This is a genomic window from Gemmatirosa kalamazoonensis, assembly GCF_000522985.1.
In the GTDB taxonomy this organism is placed as follows: domain Bacteria; phylum Gemmatimonadota; class Gemmatimonadetes; order Gemmatimonadales; family Gemmatimonadaceae; genus Gemmatirosa; species Gemmatirosa kalamazoonensis.
Genome location: NZ_CP007128.1, coordinates 3,087,225 through 3,103,050, shown reverse-complemented (window position 1 = coordinate 3,103,050; position 15,826 = coordinate 3,087,225). Strand labels below are relative to the sequence as shown.

Sequence of the window (15,826 nt, the reverse complement as noted above, 5' to 3'; positions counted from 1 at the left end):
TCTGGGGATCCAACGGCGATTGGAACGATCCTGCGATGAGCTCCGAGCCTATCACAATGTCCTTTTCGATCGCCGTCGGATCCCCAATGGTACTCGCCTACGATCTCGCGCCCCGACTCCAATCAGTCCGTCCGATGTTCCGCCTTCGTCTCGTCGCTGCCCTGCTGCTCATTGCCTCCGCGACCGGCGCGCAGCCCGTCACGAAGGATCGCGCGCCGTCGTCGCCGGACGCGCCGGTGCCGCTCGACACCGCGGTGCTGAGCGGGCGGCTGCCGAACGGCGTGCGCTACCTGCTGCGCCGCAACGGGCGCCCGGAGAAGCGCGTGGCGCTGCGGCTCGCCGTGAACGCCGGCTCGGTGCTGGAGGACGAGGATCAGCGCGGCCTCGCGCACTTCGTGGAGCACATGGCGTTCAACGGCACGCGCCGCTTCGCGAAGCAGGGGATCGTCGACTTCCTCGAGCGCTCCGGCGTGCGGTTCGGTCCCGACCTGAACGCCGGCACGAGCTTCGACGAGACGGTCTACCAGCTCGACGTGCCGAGCGACAGCGCGAAGGTGCTCGAGACGGCGGTGCAGATCCTCGCCGACTGGGCGCATGGTCTCACGTTCGACTCCGCGGAGGTCGTGCGCGAGCGCGGCGTGGTGCTCGAGGAGTGGCGGCAGGGACAGGGCGCGGGGTCGCGCATCGCGAACCAGCAGCGGCCGATCGTGCTGCAGGGCTCACGCTACGCCGTGCGTCTGCCGATCGGCGACACGGCGACGATCGTGCGCGCCGACGCGCCGCGACTGCGCCGATTCTACGACACGTGGTACCGGCCGGATCTCATGACCGTCATCGCGGTCGGCGACGCGGATCCGCGGCGACTGCGCGACCTCGTGGCGCGCGAGTTCTCCAGCATTCCCGCGCCGCGTGCGCCGCGCGCGCGCCCGACGTTCGACGTCCCGGCGCACGCCGCGCCGCTCGTGTCGGTGGTGACGGATCGCGAGGCGACGAGCACACTCGTGTCGGTGCTGTACAAGCAGCCGGCGCGCCCGTTAGGCACGGTGCGCGCCGCGCGGCGCGAGATCGTCGAGGCGCTCGCCGACATCATGCTGAACGAGCGGCTCTCCGAGATCGCACAGCGCGCCGACCCGCCGTACCTCGGCGCCGGCGTCGGGGGCGGCCAGTGGGTGCGCAGCGCGGAGCTGTTCTCGGCGTCGGCGCGCGTGCGGGACGACGGCGTGCTGCGCGGCCTCGCGGCGGTGCTCACCGAGGTGGAGCGCGTGCGGCGCACGGGCTTCACGGCGTCGGAGCTGGATCGCGCGCGTCGCAACCTGCTGCGCGCGTTCGAGCAGCAGTACGCGGAGCGCGACAAGACGTCGAGCGACGCGCTCGTCTCGCGGCTCGTGGACTACGCGCTCACCGGCGACCCGCTGCCGTCGCCCGCGTGGGAGTGGGCGGAGGCGCAGCGCGTGGTGCCCGCCGTGACGCTCGCCGACGTGAACGCGAGCCTCGCCGCGCGTCTCGACGGGGCGAGCCGCGTGATCACCGTGCAGGGTCCCGAGAGCGCGCGGGGCGCCATGCCGACGCGCGAGCAGCTGCTCGCGGTGTTCGATCAGGTCTCGGGCGCGACGCTCGCCGCGTACGCCGATTCGGCCAGCGACGTGCCGCTCGTGCCGACGATGCCGACCGCGGGGCGCATCACGGCCGCGCGCACGATCCCGGAGCTCGGCGTCACCGAGTGGACGCTGTCGAACGGCGCGCGCGTGCTGCTGAAGCCGACCGACTTCAAGGCGGACGAGGTGCTGTTCCAGGCGTTCGGGCCTGGCGGCGTGAGCGCGGTGGGGGACACGGACTACGTCGCCGCGTCGCTCGCCGCGCAGATCGTCCCGCAGGGCGGCCTCGGCGCGTTCGACCGCATCGCGCTGCAGAAGCGACTCGCGGGAACCGCGGCCACGGTGTCGCCGTTCATCGGATCGCGGTGGCAGGGGCTCGTCGGATCGAGCTCGCCGAAGGACCTGCGCACGATGTTCGAGCTCGCGTATCTCACGCTCACCGCGCCGCGCGCGGACTCCACCGCGTACGCCGCGGTGCGCGCCCGGCTCGACGCGTTCCTGGCGACGCGCGGCAACAGCCCGCAGGCGGTCTTCCAGGACACGGTGATGGTGACGATGGCGCAGCACCACCCGCACGCGCGTCCGCTCACGCCGGCCCTCGTGCGCGAGATCGATCTGCCGCGCGCGATGCGCGTCTACCGCGACCGCTTCGCCGGCGCGGGCGGCTTCACGTACGTGCTCGTCGGCGCGTTCCAGCCCGACTCGGTGCGCCCGCTCGTCGAGCAGTACGTCGCGTCGCTCCCTGCCCCCTCGCGTCCCGACTCGGCGCGCGACGACGGCATGCGTCCGCCGACGGGCGTCGTCGAGCGCACGGTGCGCAAGGGGCTCGAGCCGCGCGCGTCGACGCAGCTCGTGTTCACCGGCCCGATGCAGTACAGCCGCGCCGAGCACGTCGCCCTCGGCGCGTTAGGCGAGGTGCTCGAGATCCGGCTGCGCGAGCGGATCCGCGAGGCGCTGAGCGGCACCTACGGCGTCGGCGTCAGCGCGTCGGCGCAGCGCGTGCCGTGGCCGTCGTACCAGCTCGCGATCGGCTTCACCTCGGCGCCCGACCGCGCCGACGAGCTGACGACGGCGGTGCTGCAGGAGCTCGACTCGATGCGCACGAAGGGTCCGACGGCGGACGAGATCCAGAAGGTGCGCGAGACCGGCCTGCGCGAGCTGGAGACGGCGGAGAAGCAGAACCGCTGGTGGCTCGGATCGCTCGCCGAGGCGGTGCAGTCGGGCGAGGATCCGCGCACGATCGTCGACGGGCGCGAGCAGCTCGCGCGGCTCACGCCGGCGCTCGTGCAGGAGGCGGCGCGGAAGTACCTGAACGCGGCGAACTACGCGCATTTCACGCTGATGCCGGAGAAGCCGTGAGGCGGCGCTGATACCTCGGCGCCGGGGAGGCGGCTCTGATACGGCGGCGCTGACGCCACGCGTTACCAGCGCCGCCGTTCCAGCGCCGCACTATCCAGAGCCGCCGTATCAGCGCCGATTCATCAGCGCGGCGCGCAGCGCCGCGAACGGATCCCGCTTCCCCCGCGCCAGCTCGATCACCCGCCGCACCGTCCGCCGCACGTCCCGTCCCTCGCGCTCCCACACCGCGTCGAACACCGGCAGGTCTCGCCCGTAGGTGAGCCGCGCGAGCAGCGACGCGTTGTCGAGCTGCACGCGCGCCGCCCACGTCGGCGGCGCGCCGACCTCCGGGGCGATGCGCGTGGCCAGCTCCGCGCGTGCGGCCCGGTAGACCGAGTCGCGCGCCGCGACGCGTGCCGTGCTGTCGGCCGGGTGCGCGGCGTACGCGGAGTCGAGCGAGCGGCCTAACGCCGTCCAGAACGCGGCGAGGCGCTTCTCCTGTCCCCAGCGCCGGTCCGCTTCCGCCGCGGCCGTCGAGTCGCCGCGTGCGCGGAACAGCCACGCCGACCCGCGTGCGCCCACGAAGCTCGCGAACGACTCGTTGAACGCCGCCTGACCGCTCGCATAGAACGTGTTGTGCGTGAGCTCGTGCACCACCGTGTTCGCGAGGTCCACTGCGTCCTCGCGCAGCGTCGTGTTCAGCAGCGGATCGTTGAACCAGCCGAGCGTGCTGAACGCCGGCGACGGACGCAGGTACGCGTCGAGTCCCGCGTCCAGCAGGTCGGCCTTCGCGTGGCGCGCCGCGTCGAACGCGAAGAACCCCTTGTACGGGACGCGTCCGACGATCGGGAACCACCACGTGTACGGTGCGAGCGTGTCGCGGCGCGCGCCGGAGAGTACGAGCACCAGCGTGTCGCGCCCGATGTCGCTGTACAGCGTGAAGCTCTCGCCGGCGCGGAGCCCGATCGAGTCGGCGGCGAAGCGGCGGGCGTCGAGCACGAGCCGGAGCTTCGCGCGCGTCGCCGCGGGCACGGTGGAGTCGGCGACGATCGCGGCGATCGGGCGGCGGCGCGCGAGGATGCGCCCCTCCTCCCACGCGGCGCGCAGCAGGTAGCGCCCCGTCGGGAACGACGCCAGGCCGGCGACCGCCACGGCCAGCGTGCCTAACAGGCCTAACGCGACGCGACGCGCGATGGCGCGGCCGCGCGCGCGCGCCGCGGCGCGCGGAGAACCGGCCACGGGCTACGGCGAGATGCGCAGCACGCCGAGCTGCGGCGAGAGCGTCGGCGACAGGGCGCCGCCGTTCGGCCCCGTCAGCCGCACCGTCACGCCGCCCGCCGGCACCGTCAGCAGGAAGTACGTCGCCGTCCCCTGCACCATGTTCACGAACGCGAGGCTGCCGGTGAGCGGCTGACCGCGCAGCGCGAGCGGGTAGCCCGAGAGGCCGAAGCCGCGCGCAAGCAGCTCGCGCAGCGGCCGGGTGCCCGTGCGGTACCGGGGCGACACCGCGGCCCGCGGCAGTCCCGGGACCGAGTCCGCGTAGAGCGCGAGCGCGAAGTCGCCGAACAGCGACGCGAACGGCTCGCCGGCCGCCGACTCCACGTTCTGGCCGCTGCGCAGCCCCGTCTGCACCAGCCGCGCGTACACGCCGTCGCCCTTCTGCGCGCCCAACCACTTCAGGAACAGCCACGCTGCGCCGCGCTCCTCCAGCGTGCCGAAGTCGCGGAACGCGGTGACCGAGTGCGACGTCGGCGACGACAGATACAGCGTCGCGTTCTCCAGATTCCCGCGCAGGAACGGCACCGCCGAGTCGGGAAGCAGCGCCGACGTCTGCGTGCGTCCCGAGGGCGCCGGGTACCGCACGTCGTAGTACCGGGCGCCCAGCTCCTCGGCGACGTGACTCAGCCCCTCGTTCAGCCACACCGCCTCCACGCTGCCGCGGCGCACCAGCACGTGCTGGTTGAACGAGATCATGTGCTGGAACTCGTGCAGGAACGTCGCCGGGAGCAGCGCCATGACGTCGCCCAGCCGGTGCGGGCAGCTGCGCTCACCGCCCGGGTCGGGCACGAACGAGTAGTAGATCTCGCCGCGGTTCGAGTTCTTGTTGCGCGTGTCGAGGTCGACGCCGAAGAAGTAGCCCGGCACGTATCCCTGCGACGTGCACTGCGCGGCCGACGTGAGCGCGTTCACGAGCGGCGTCATGAGCACGATGACCCGACCGTTGCCATCGATGTCCGACTCGGTGCCGAACGTCGTCGCATCGATCTCGTAGAGCGTGCGGTCGAACAGGTCGCCGAGCTGCGTCACTGTCGTGTCGGCGAGCGGCGCGGGCGCGCCGACGTCCTCGTACAGCAGGATGTTCGTCCCCGCGTAGCGCAGCCGCGCGGTGGTCGAGGTGAACGCGGTGCCGTCGAGCCGCGACAGCACCCGGAAGGTGCGCGTGCTCCCGAGCGAGGGCGGTGGGGGCAGGTCGGTCAGCGCCGCGGTGTTGGGCGACCGCACCTCCGCCCGCGCGCCCTCGAGATCGGTCGGCTCGGCGGGGGCGGCGTCTCGCGCGACGTCACGCGCGATGTCGCGCTCCGTGGCGCGCAGCATCTGCTCGAACGCGCCGCGCACGTCGAGCCGACCCGCGGCCGGCTGCACGCTGGCCCGGCGCGCCGAGTCGTCCACCATGGTCGCCGTCGTCGCGCCGTCGATCGCCAGCGCGTACTGGCGCTCGGCCGGAACGCTGTCCGCGTACGAGGCGTACTGCGGCACGAGGAGGTAGCGCTGCCCCGGAGTCTGGAGTCGGAGACACCCGGCCTCGGTGCCGCGGCTCGTGATCCCCTCGCCCGTCGCCAGCCGGAGCGGCGCGTCGGCGGAGAGGGAGACCGTCGGCACGCTGTTCGTCGTCGCGGAGCCGGTGCGCACCGCCACCGAGACGGCGCCCGACGGCAGGCACGGCGGGACGACGGCCTGCACGAGCGTGTCGGACGGCGCGCCGACCACCCGCCCGCGGGCCGATCCGAACAGCACGTCGGAGCCGCCGTCGGCGAGTCGGGCGCCGCGCAGGACGATGGTATCCCCTGAGGCGTACGTCGCCGGCTGCACCGCGATCAGCTCGGCGGGGGCGGTGGGGAGCACGCGGAACTCGACCCCGCGATCCTCCTGCCCGCGCACGCTCCCCGCGATGACCACCGAGTCGCGCGTCCCGCCGAGTCGCAGCCGCGTGAGGCCGACGCCGTCGGCGTTCGTCGCGACGAGCGTGTCGGTGAGCACCGCGCCGCGTCCGGAGACGATCCGGAAGCGCACGGCGACCCCCTTCGCCGGCGCGCCGTCCGGCTCCCGCACCTCGACCTGAATGGGCTGTCGGAGCTCGCTCCCCGCCGGGGCCGCGAGCTGTACACCCCCGATCGGCAGGACGGTGTACAGAGGGAGCGGCGCGGTCGGATCGGTGCCGCCGCACGCGAGCGCCAGCCCGAGCACGATGGTGCACAGGGCGGCGAGCCCGGGGGCGGTGAGAGTCCTCCAAAGTGTTGCCAGACCGTTATTTACGGTCACTAGGCGCCCTCCGCGGCGCTTTGACAGCGCCGACGTCGGCGCTATTCTACAGTCCGATGTCTTTCGTACACCTGCACTGCCACTCCGAGTACTCGCTCCTCGACGGCGCCAACCGGATCGACGACCTCATCCGGCGAGCCCTCGAGTTGGAGCAGCCCGCGCTGGCCGTTACCGATCACGGTAACCTGCACGCCGCGTGGGAGTTCCAGGAGAAGGCGAAGAAAGCGAAGATCAAGCCGATCCTCGGCATGGAGGCCTACGTCGCCCCCGGCTCCCGTCTCGACCGGAGCCGGCCGGCGCCGGGCGCCAAGCCGTACTTCCATCTCGTGCTACTCGCGCGCGATGCGGTCGGTTACAAGAACCTCGTGAAGCTGTCCTCGCTCGCCTTCACCGAGGGATTCTACGTCAAGCCACGGGTCGACCGCGAGTTGCTGGCCGCGCACAGCGAGGGGCTCATCGTCTCCTCGGCGTGCCTCGCCGGCGAGGTGGCGGGCCACCTCATGGACGACCGCTGGGACGCCGCCCGGGAGGCGGCCGAGTGGTACGCGAACGTCTTCAAGGACCGCTACTACCTCGAGGTCCAGGCCCACGACTCCGAGGGGCAGGCGCAGCTGAACGAGCGGATCTTCCGGCTCGGCAACGAGCTCGGGCTGCCCGTCATCGCCACGAACGACGCGCACTTCCTGAAGCGCGAGGACCACGACGCGCACGACGTCCTCCTCTGCATCGGCCTTGGCGCCGACCGCGAGGACGCCAAGCGGATGCACTACGACCGCGGGCTCTACTTCAAGACCCACGCGGAGATCGCCGAACGGTTCCCGGCGCGCGCGGACGTGCTGGAGAACACCCTCCGGATCGCCGACGAGGTCGACGTCCAGTTCGGCAAGAAGTACCACGTGCCGTCGTTCCCGCTGCCGCAGGGCGTGGCGACGGAGAACGACCTCCTCGTGAAGCTCGCCCGCGACGGCGCGGTCGCGCGCTACGGCGACCCGCTGCCGAAGGAGGTGCAGGAGCGCCTCGACTACGAGCTCGGCGTCATCCTGCAGACCGGCTACTCGGGCTACTTCCTCATCGTCGCCGACTTCATCAAGGCGGCGCGCGACCGCGGCATCCCCGTCGGCCCGGGGCGCGGCTCGGCCGCCGGCTCGCTGGTCGCGTACGCGCTCGGCATCACGAACGTCTGCCCGCTGAAGTTCGATCTCCTGTTCGAGCGCTTCCTGAACCCGGAGCGCGTGTCGATGCCCGACGTGGACGTCGACTTCTGCTTCGAGCGGCGCGGCGAGGTGATCGACTACGTGCGGCAGAAGTACGGCAAGGAGTCGGTCTGTCAGATCGTCACCTTCGGGACAATGAAGTCGCGCGCCGCCATCAAGGACGTGGGCCGCGTGCTCGGCTTCACTCCTGCTGAGACGGACCAGCTCGCGAAGCTCATCCCGAACCAGCCGAACTTCTCGCTCACGATCGCCGAAGCGATCGAGCAGGTGCCCGACGTCGCGCGGCTGTACAAGACCGAGCCGCGCTACACCGAGCTGCTCGACTACGCGAAGGCGCTCGAGGGACTCTCCCGCCACACGGGCGTGCACGCGGCCGGCGTCGTCATCGCGCCGGGCCCGGTGAGCGACTTCGTGCCGGTGTGCACGCAGTCGTCCAAGGGCGCCGGCGGCGACGGCGACGAGAAGATCACGGTCGCGCAGTACGACATGAACTGCCTCGAGAAGGCGGGCATGTTGAAGATGGACTTCCTCGGGCTGACCACGCTCACGGTCATCCACGACGCGTTGAAGTCCATCGAGGCGCGCACCGGCCAGTGGCTGGATCTCGACGCGATGGAGTTCGACGACCCGAAGACGTACCAGATGCTCCGCTCCGGCCGCACGGCGGGCGTCTTCCAGTTCGAGTCGCCGCTCGCCACCGACGTGCTGCGGCAGATGCGCTGCGACCGCTTCGACGACCTCGTGGCGTCGAACGCGCTGCTGCGTCCCGGCCCGCTCGATACCGGGATGCACAAGGTCTACATCAAGCGGAAGCGCGGCGAGGAGCCGGTCACGTACCAGCTCCCCGAGATGGAGCCGATCCTGCGCGAGACGCAGGGCGTCATCACCTATCAGGAGCAGGTGATGCGCATCGCGCAGACGCTCGCGGGCATCTCGCTCGCCGAAGCGGACGTGCTGCGCAAGGCCGTCGGCAAGAAGGACGCGGAGCTCATCCGGCAGGAGCTCGGCAAGTTCATCGAGAAGGCGGTCGCGAAGGGGCACGACCGCGTCGTGATCGAGGACATCGCCGGGCAGATCGAGACGTTCGGCCGCTACGGCTTCAACAAGTCGCACTCGGTCGCGTACTCGGTCGTCTCGTACCACACGGCGTGGCTGAAGGCGAACTATCCCGCGGACTTCATGGCCGCTCTCCTGTCGAGCTGCATCGGCAAAACGGAGGACGTCGTGAAGTACATCGCCGAGGCGCGCGAGATGGGGATCGAGGTGCTGCCGCCGGACGTGAACGAGTCGGGCTACAAGTTCACGGTCGTCGGCGAGAACCGGATCCGCTTCGGCCTCGGCGCCGTGCGCAACGTCGGCGAGGGCGCGGTGCAGTCGGTGCTCGCGAGCCGCGCCGAGGGCGGCGCGTACACGAGCTTCTTCGACTTCGTCGAGCGCGTGGACCTGCGCGCGTGCAACAAGCGCGTGTTCGAGGCGCTCGTCTGCGCGGGCGCGCTGGACGGTCTCGGCGGGCACCGCGCGCAGTACCTCGCGGCGCTCGACACCGCCATCTCCGCCGCCTCGCTGAAGCAGGACGAGGAGCAGCGCGGCGTGCTGTCGCTGTTCGGCGAGGCGGCCGCGGCCGACGACGCCGGCAGCTCGGCGCACAAGCTCACGCTCCCGAACCTGCCCGCGTGGAGCGAGAGCGATCGCCTCACGCGCGAGAAGGAGATCCTCGGCTTCTACGTCTCCGGCCATCCGCTGGAGCCGTTCCGCGCGGAGGCGGAGATCTTCGCGACGCACAAGGTCGCGGAGCTCGGTGCCTGGACGCCGGAGCCGATCACGCTCGCGTGCGTGGTGACGGCGGTGAAGAAGCAGATCTCCAAGCGCAGCGGAGCCGAGTTCGCCCGGTTGACACTGGAAGATTTCTCGGGATCTTCCGAGGTGCTGGTCTTCCCCGAGGCCTGGTCGGCGCTCAGCGATGCCGTGAAGACCGACGTGCCCGTGCTCGTGGAAGGCGGATACTCCAAGCGCGATCAGGGAGCGGAGAGTCCCACATTCATCGTCGAGAAGGTGACCCGGCTCGCCGAGAAGCGTGTCGGCGGGCAGGTGGCGATCGCCATCGAGCTCGCTCCCGGCGCCGGCCTCGCGCCCGGCGTGATGCGCGACGTCCGCGCGACGTGCGACGCGTACCCGGGCTCCGCCCCGCTCGAGCTTCGCTGGCGCGATTCGCGCGCCAGCGCCCGCTTCCGCTCGCGCTCCCTCAGCGTCGCCCCGTCGAACGCCGTGCTGGCCGAGCTGCGTGCGCTGCTCGGCGACGAGCGTGTACGCCTGGTCAGGGCATGAACCTCTCCACGCTCCGCGCTCCACGCTCCACGCTCGCCATGTCGTCCGGCAGCGTGAGCGTGGAGCGTGCAGCGTGGAGCGTGGAGGAACCCCAATAGAATGGCAACTGCGGCGCTCGATTTCGAGAAGCCCATCGCGGATCTCGAGCGACGGATCGACGAGCTGAAACGGCTCGCCGCGGAGCAGTCCGTCGACGTGCACGAGGAGATCGCCCCGCTCGAGCGCAAGCTCGGCGAGCTGCGGCTCGAGATCTATCGCAACCTCACCCCGCTGCAGCGCGTGCAGGTCGCGCGCTCGGCGCGGCGACCGTTCACGCTCGACTACGTACGGCTCTGCTTCACCGACTGGATCGAGCTGCACGGCGACCGCGCGTTCCGCGACGACGCGGCGATCGTCGGCGGCTTCGCGCGGCTCGACGGCGAGACGGTGATGGTCATCGGCCAGCAGCGCGGCCGCGACACGAAGGAGAACCTGCGGCGCAACTTCGGCATGCCCCACCCCGAGGGCTACCGCAAGGCGCTGCGGCTCATGAAGCTCGCGGAGAAGTTCCAGGTCCCCGTCCTCACGTTCATCGACACGCCCGGCGCGTGGGCCGGGCTCGGCGCCGAGGAGCGTGGGCAGAGCGAGGCGATCGCGCGCAACCTCATCGAGATGGCGCGGCTGCAGGTGCCCATCATCGCGACGGTGATCGGCGAGGGCGGCTCCGGCGGCGCGCTCGCCCTCGGCGTCGCCGACCGCGTGCTCATGCTCGAGAACTCGGTCTACTCGGTGATCACCGTCGAGGGGTGCGCGGCCATCCTGTGGAAGGACGGCAAGAGCCCCGAGATGCGCGAGAAGGCCGCGTCGGCGCTCCGCATCACGGCGCCGGATCTCTACGAGCTGCGCGTGATCGACGAGATCGTTCCCGAGCCGCCGGGCGGCGCGCACGCTGACCACGAGACGACGGCGAAGGCGCTGAAGGACGCGCTGTGCAAGCACGTCGACGAGCTGCGGCGCGTGAAGCCGGACAAGCTCGTTAGGCGCCGCCGCGAGAAGTACCTGAAGATGGGGCAGTTCACGGGCTGATGTCGCATCTCATCGAGGTCGCGTTCAAGGGCAACCGCAAGGAGTTCTACCTCTGGGACGGCGACGATCCGCCGCACCTGAAGGTGCCCGTCATCGTCGAGGGTGACCGTGGCGAGGACCTCGGCCACGTGCACGCGGTGGAGGAGGCGGCGGCGCACCGGTTCGCGGGCGTCGCGCACGGTGCGGCGCTGCTCGGCGGCGGCAGCGCGGCGCAGCCGGCCAAGCGCGCGCTGCGGGTCGCGACCGCGGACGAGGTGCGGCGCGGCGCCGACCTCTCCGAGCAGAACGAGAGCGCGCGCCGCAAGTCGATCGAGCGCGTGAAGGCGCACGGCCTCGTGATGAAGGTCTCCGACGCCGAATGGCAGTGGGACCGCCGCAAGCTCACGCTGTACTTCACCGCCGAGAAGCGCGTCGACTTCCGCAACCTCGTGCGCGACCTCGCGGCGTTGTTCCGCACGCGCATCGAGCTGAAGCAGATCGGCGTGCGCGACGAGGCGAAGCGGTTGAGCGGCGTGGGCCGGTGCGGCCGCGAGTACTGCTCGGCGGCGTGGCTTCCGGAGCTGCGGCCGGTGAACCTGAGCGTGGCGAAGGACCAGCACCTGTCGCTGAACCCGACGCAGATCTCCGGCGCGTGCGGTCGGCTCATGTGCTCCCTGCGCTACGAGCACGAGTTCTACGTGCAGGCGCGCAAGCGCTTCCCGAAGGAGGGGAAGGTGCTCGTCACGGCGAAGGGCGAGGAGAAGGTCGTCGCGAACGACATCTTCCGCGACCGCGTGACGCTGCGCGCGCTCGACGGCGAGATGCGCGTCGTGCCGCTCGCCGACCTGCGTCAGGAGCTCGCGTCGCTGTCGGAGCGCGAGTCGCCCGCCACCGAAGCGACGCCGGAGCGGCCGAGCGACAGCGCGGCCCCCGAGCGCCGGCGCGGCGAACGTCGTCGCGCACCCGAGGCAGCCCCGCTCGTCGACCTCGCCGCGCCGACCGTCCTTCCCGTCGAGGCATCGCCCGTCGCGGAGATCGACGTCGACGTCGAGGACGACGTGGACGACGAGACGGGCGACGCCGAGCCGGCGGCCGACGGCAGCGAGGGCGGCGAAAGCGCGGAGCCGACCGACGGCACGACGGCCGAGGGCACCGCGCCCACGCGTCCACGGCGGCGGCGTGGACGGCGCGGCGGACGGCGCGGGCGCGGCGGTGGCGGCGCGGGCGGCGCGCCGGGCAACGGCACACCGGGCAACGGCACACCGGCGGACGGCACGCCCGGCGAGCCGCCGGCGACCGCCTAACGATCGAGCGAGGGGACCGAGTGAGCACGCCGTTCTACATCACGACCGCCATCGACTACGCGAACGGCGAGCCGCACCACGGACACGCGTACGAGAAGCTCGGCGCCGACGCGATCGCGCGCTACATGCGGCAGGCCGGCCGCCAGGTGCACTTCCTCACGGGGCTCGACGAGCACGGGCAGAAGGTCGCACAGACTGCCGAGGCGCGCGGCGTGCCGCCGCAGGCGTTCGTCGACGAGATCGCCGACGCGTTCCAGCGGATGTGGGGCCGGCTCGAGATCTCGTACGACCAGTTCATCCGCACGACGGACGCGGCGCACAAGCGCGGCGTGAAGGCGCTCATCGAGCGCATCCACGCGCGCAACCCGGACGACTTCTACGAGCAGACGTACGAGGGGTGGTACTGCGTCGGGTGCGAGCTGTTCAAGCGCGACAACGAGATCGAGAACGGCCACTGCGTGCTGCACCCGACGCGCGAGCTGCAGTGGACGCAGGAGCGCAACTGGTTCTTCCGCCTGACGAAGTACGCGGACTTCCTGCGCGCGCTGCTCACCGAGAACCCCACGTTCCTGCGCCCCGAGAGCCGCCGGAACGAGATGCTTGCGCTGCTCGACCTCGGGCTCGAGGATCTCTCCATCACGCGCTCGCGGCTCGCGTGGGCGATCCCCTTCCCGCTCGTGTCGTCGGGCGGCGAGACGCAGGGCACGTGGGTGTGGTTCGACGCGCTGCCTAACTATCTCACGGCGACGGGCTTCCCCGACGCGGGCTTCGAGTCGCGCTGGCCGGCGCAGCTGCACGTCGTCGGCAAGGACATCACGCGGCTGCACACCATCGTGTGGCCCGCGATGCTGCAGGCCGCCGGGCTGCCGGTTCCGCAGCAGGTGTGGGCGCACGGCTTCGTGCTGTTGGGCGGCGAGCGGTTCAGCAAGAGCTCCGGCGTGCGGCTCGACCTCGGCGAGGCGATGGACCGCTACGGCGTGGACGCGCTCCGCTACTTCCTGCTGCGCGAGGTGCCGTTCGACGGCGACGGCAACTTCTCGTGGGAGCGGTTCGACGATCGCTACACGAGCGATCTCGCGAACGCGTTCGGCAACCTGGCGAGCCGCGTGATCTCGATGGTCGAGAAGTACTTCGACGGCGAGGTGCCGGCCGCCGCGCGCACCGTGGTCGACGACGCCGACTTCGCCGATCTCGCCGACTTCCACGCCGCGATGGACGGCACGCGCGGCTACCTGCCGCACGAGGCGCTCGCCGCGGTGTGGCGCACGGTCGCGCGCGCGAACGAGTTCGTGCAGAGCGCGGCGCCGTGGGCGCTGGCGAAGGACCCGGCGCGGCGCGCCGAGCTGGCGAGCGTGATGGCGTCGCTCGTCCGGCAGCTCGCGCGTCAGACGGTGTGCGTCGCGCCGTTCATGCCCGCGAAGGCGGAGGAGCTGTGGACGCAGCTCGGTGCGCCCGCCGCCGGCCGCGCCCGCGCCGCCGACGTCCGCTTCGACGAGCTGGCGTCGCTCGACCCCACGGCGTGGCGCGTGACGAAGGGCGCCCCGCTGTTCCCGCGCCCGGCCTAACGGGGAGGGCAGGAGGGCGAGAGGGCAGGAGGGCAGGAGGGCAGGAGGGCCGCTGACTCTCCTGCCCTCCTGCCCTCTCGCCCTCCTGCCCTCTCACTTGCCCTGCTGGGGCTCCCCGCCGCGGACGCCGCCCGAGCCGCTCTGGCCGCGCAGGCTGTTGCCGATGAGGAACGCCGCGACCGCTGCGATGCCGCTGAACGCGACCGTACGCCCGACCGACAGCTTGCGGACGCGCATCGTCTGCACCGCGGACAGCGGAAGGGTGAGCTGGTCGCCCGGCCAGTCCTCCTGCGTGCCCGTGGAGCGGGCGACGCTCCGCACGATCATGGTGATCGACGAGTCGGCGCGATTCACCACGCGCCCCTCGAGCGCCGTGGCGCGCGGGCCGAGGCTGGTGACGAGCGACGAGGTGCCCTGCGGCGACAGCACGACGTGCACGTCCCCCGACGGAGCCGGCCCCGCGCCGTCGAGCGGGGCCGGCACCTGCGCGTAGCAGCCGGCGAGCGCCGCGGCGCCTAACAGCGACGCCGCGACGCGCCTACCTCGGATCACTGCCCGAGGCACTTGTTGCCGAACGGATCCGTCGCGTTCGCCGGATCGTTCGCGTTGCGCGCCGGCTGGCTCTGCGCCGGCGGGATGTTCGTGTTCGTCTGCCGCTCGTTCGCGTCGTAGAGCAGGCGCGCCGGGAACTTCTTCCCGCGGGCCGACTCGGGCGGCGCGATGTTCGGGAAGCACGTGCGCTTGTAGTCGTTCCACGGCTCGAGCGTGCCGTAGAGCGCGATGTACTTCTCGGTCAGGATCGCCTGCAGCAGCGCGTTCCCCGTCGTGCTGGCCGGCGTGGTCGGCACGCCCTCGACCCGCTGCTCCCCGTTGAGGAACGTGAGCGCCGACGCCGCGTCGCCCGTGCGGAACGCCGCCTCCGCCGCGATGAGCAGGTTCTCCTGCGCCGTCACGAGCGGCATCGACGTCGTCGGATCGTACGCGTACGCGTCGGCGAAGTCGGACGCGTCCGGCTGGAAGTAGCGCTCGAGGCGCGGATCGTTGCGCTGCTCGAGCAGGTTCACGATGAACGGCCCCGGCGCGAGATAGCCCGGCCGGTTCACGGCCACGAACTGGAACAGGAAGTTCTCCTCGCCCGCGTTACCCGAGAACGTCGCCATGAAGTTGCCGGCCGGCCCCTGGATTCCCTGCCGCGCCTCGGACAGCGCCTGCGCGTAGGCCGCCGGACGCACTTCCGCAGTGTGGAGGTAGAACCGCGCCTTCAGCGTGTGCGCCAGCGCCGTCCATGCCGCGCGGTCGCCGCCGTACGCGAGGTCGGCGCTGCCGGGCCCCACGTTCGTCACGCTCTTCGCCTGCAGGTTCACGATCGCGCGCGAGAGCACCGCCTGCACGGAATCGTACACCGTGAGCTGCGGGTCGAGCTTCGGGTTCGGGCCCGAGTACGCGGCCGAGTACACCACGTCGCCGAAGATGTCGGCGGCGGTGCCCATGAGCAGCCCCTCCTGCACCTGCGCGATGCCGAGGAAGAGCGTGTCCGCGGCGGCGCGCGCGAGCTGCTGCTCGCGGCGCACGTCGATCAGCCCACCACCGGCATAGATCGTCGTGTAGAACCCGTTCGTCGTGTTCTCGTCGATCGAGAAGCTCTCGCTCAGCGCCTGATACTGCGCGTTGGTGCCGGCGCACCCCTCGACGATGATGCACGCCAGACGCGACGGGTCGCTGCCGAGGATCGCCCACAGGTTCGACTGCACGCCGACGAAGGTCTGCTTCGTCGTGGTCGCCGATGGTCTGTTCGGGTCGGTGCTCAGCTCCCCCCCGGTGAGGAAGTCGTCGCCGCAGCCGGCGAGGGCCGCCGCCGCGACGAGCGCGGCAGCGGTCGTGATGCGATTGTATCGATGCAC

General features: G+C 71.6%; 9 protein-coding genes. 5 read left to right on the top strand and 4 right to left on the bottom strand.

What is annotated here, in order from left to right; all coding sequences use genetic code 11:
* The first annotated feature begins 134 nt into the window (after positions 1-134).
* Entirely contained in the window at positions 135-2,954 is a 2,820-nt protein-coding gene (locus J421_RS13305) for a M16 family metallopeptidase (RefSeq protein WP_025411666.1), read from the top strand.
* 108 nt (positions 2,955-3,062) lie between these two features.
* On the opposite strand, the gene J421_RS13300 is transcribed toward J421_RS13305, so the two are convergent.
* Both J421_RS13300 and J421_RS13295 read right to left on the bottom strand, forming a co-directional pair.
* Complete coding sequence (locus tag J421_RS13300; protein WP_025411665.1) at positions 3,063-4,172, bottom strand: aminopeptidase; 1,110 nt, start codon at positions 4,170-4,172, stop codon at positions 3,063-3,065.
* Between the two features lie 3 nt (positions 4,173-4,175).
* The gene (locus J421_RS13295) at positions 4,176-6,398 is read right to left on the bottom strand and encodes an IPT/TIG domain-containing protein (protein ID WP_025411664.1); all 2,223 of its coding nucleotides are present in this window, start codon (positions 6,396-6,398) and stop codon (positions 4,176-4,178) included.
* A gap of 131 nt (positions 6,399-6,529) precedes the next feature.
* On the opposite strand from J421_RS13295, the gene dnaE reads away from it, so the two are divergent.
* From dnaE to metG, 4 genes are all read left to right on the top strand, one after another.
* Entirely contained in the window at positions 6,530-10,012 is a 3,483-nt protein-coding gene (gene dnaE, locus J421_RS13290; RefSeq protein WP_025411663.1) for a DNA polymerase III subunit alpha, read from the top strand.
* 99 nt (positions 10,013-10,111) lie between these two features.
* Positions 10,112-11,077, top strand: coding sequence for an acetyl-CoA carboxylase carboxyltransferase subunit alpha (locus J421_RS13285; protein WP_025411662.1), 966 nt, complete (start codon positions 10,112-10,114; stop codon positions 11,075-11,077).
* Entirely contained in the window at positions 11,077-12,360 is a 1,284-nt protein-coding gene (locus J421_RS13280; protein WP_025411661.1) for a PSP1 domain-containing protein, read from the top strand. The genes J421_RS13285 and J421_RS13280 overlap by 1 nt, the downstream gene beginning before the upstream one ends.
* 20 nt (positions 12,361-12,380) lie before the next feature.
* Positions 12,381-13,925 (top strand): methionine--tRNA ligase, encoded by a 1,545-nt coding sequence (gene metG / locus J421_RS13275; protein ID WP_025411660.1) that lies wholly within the window; start codon positions 12,381-12,383, stop codon positions 13,923-13,925.
* A 93-nt stretch (positions 13,926-14,018) separates the two neighbouring features.
* On the opposite strand, the gene J421_RS13270 is transcribed toward metG, so the two are convergent.
* Entirely contained in the window at positions 14,019-14,477 is a 459-nt protein-coding gene (locus J421_RS13270) for a hypothetical protein (protein WP_025411659.1), read from the bottom strand.
* The gene (locus tag J421_RS13265; protein ID WP_025411658.1) at positions 14,474-15,826 is read right to left on the bottom strand and encodes a SusD/RagB family nutrient-binding outer membrane lipoprotein; all 1,353 of its coding nucleotides are present in this window, start codon (positions 15,824-15,826) and stop codon (positions 14,474-14,476) included. The genes J421_RS13270 and J421_RS13265 overlap by 4 nt, the downstream gene beginning before the upstream one ends.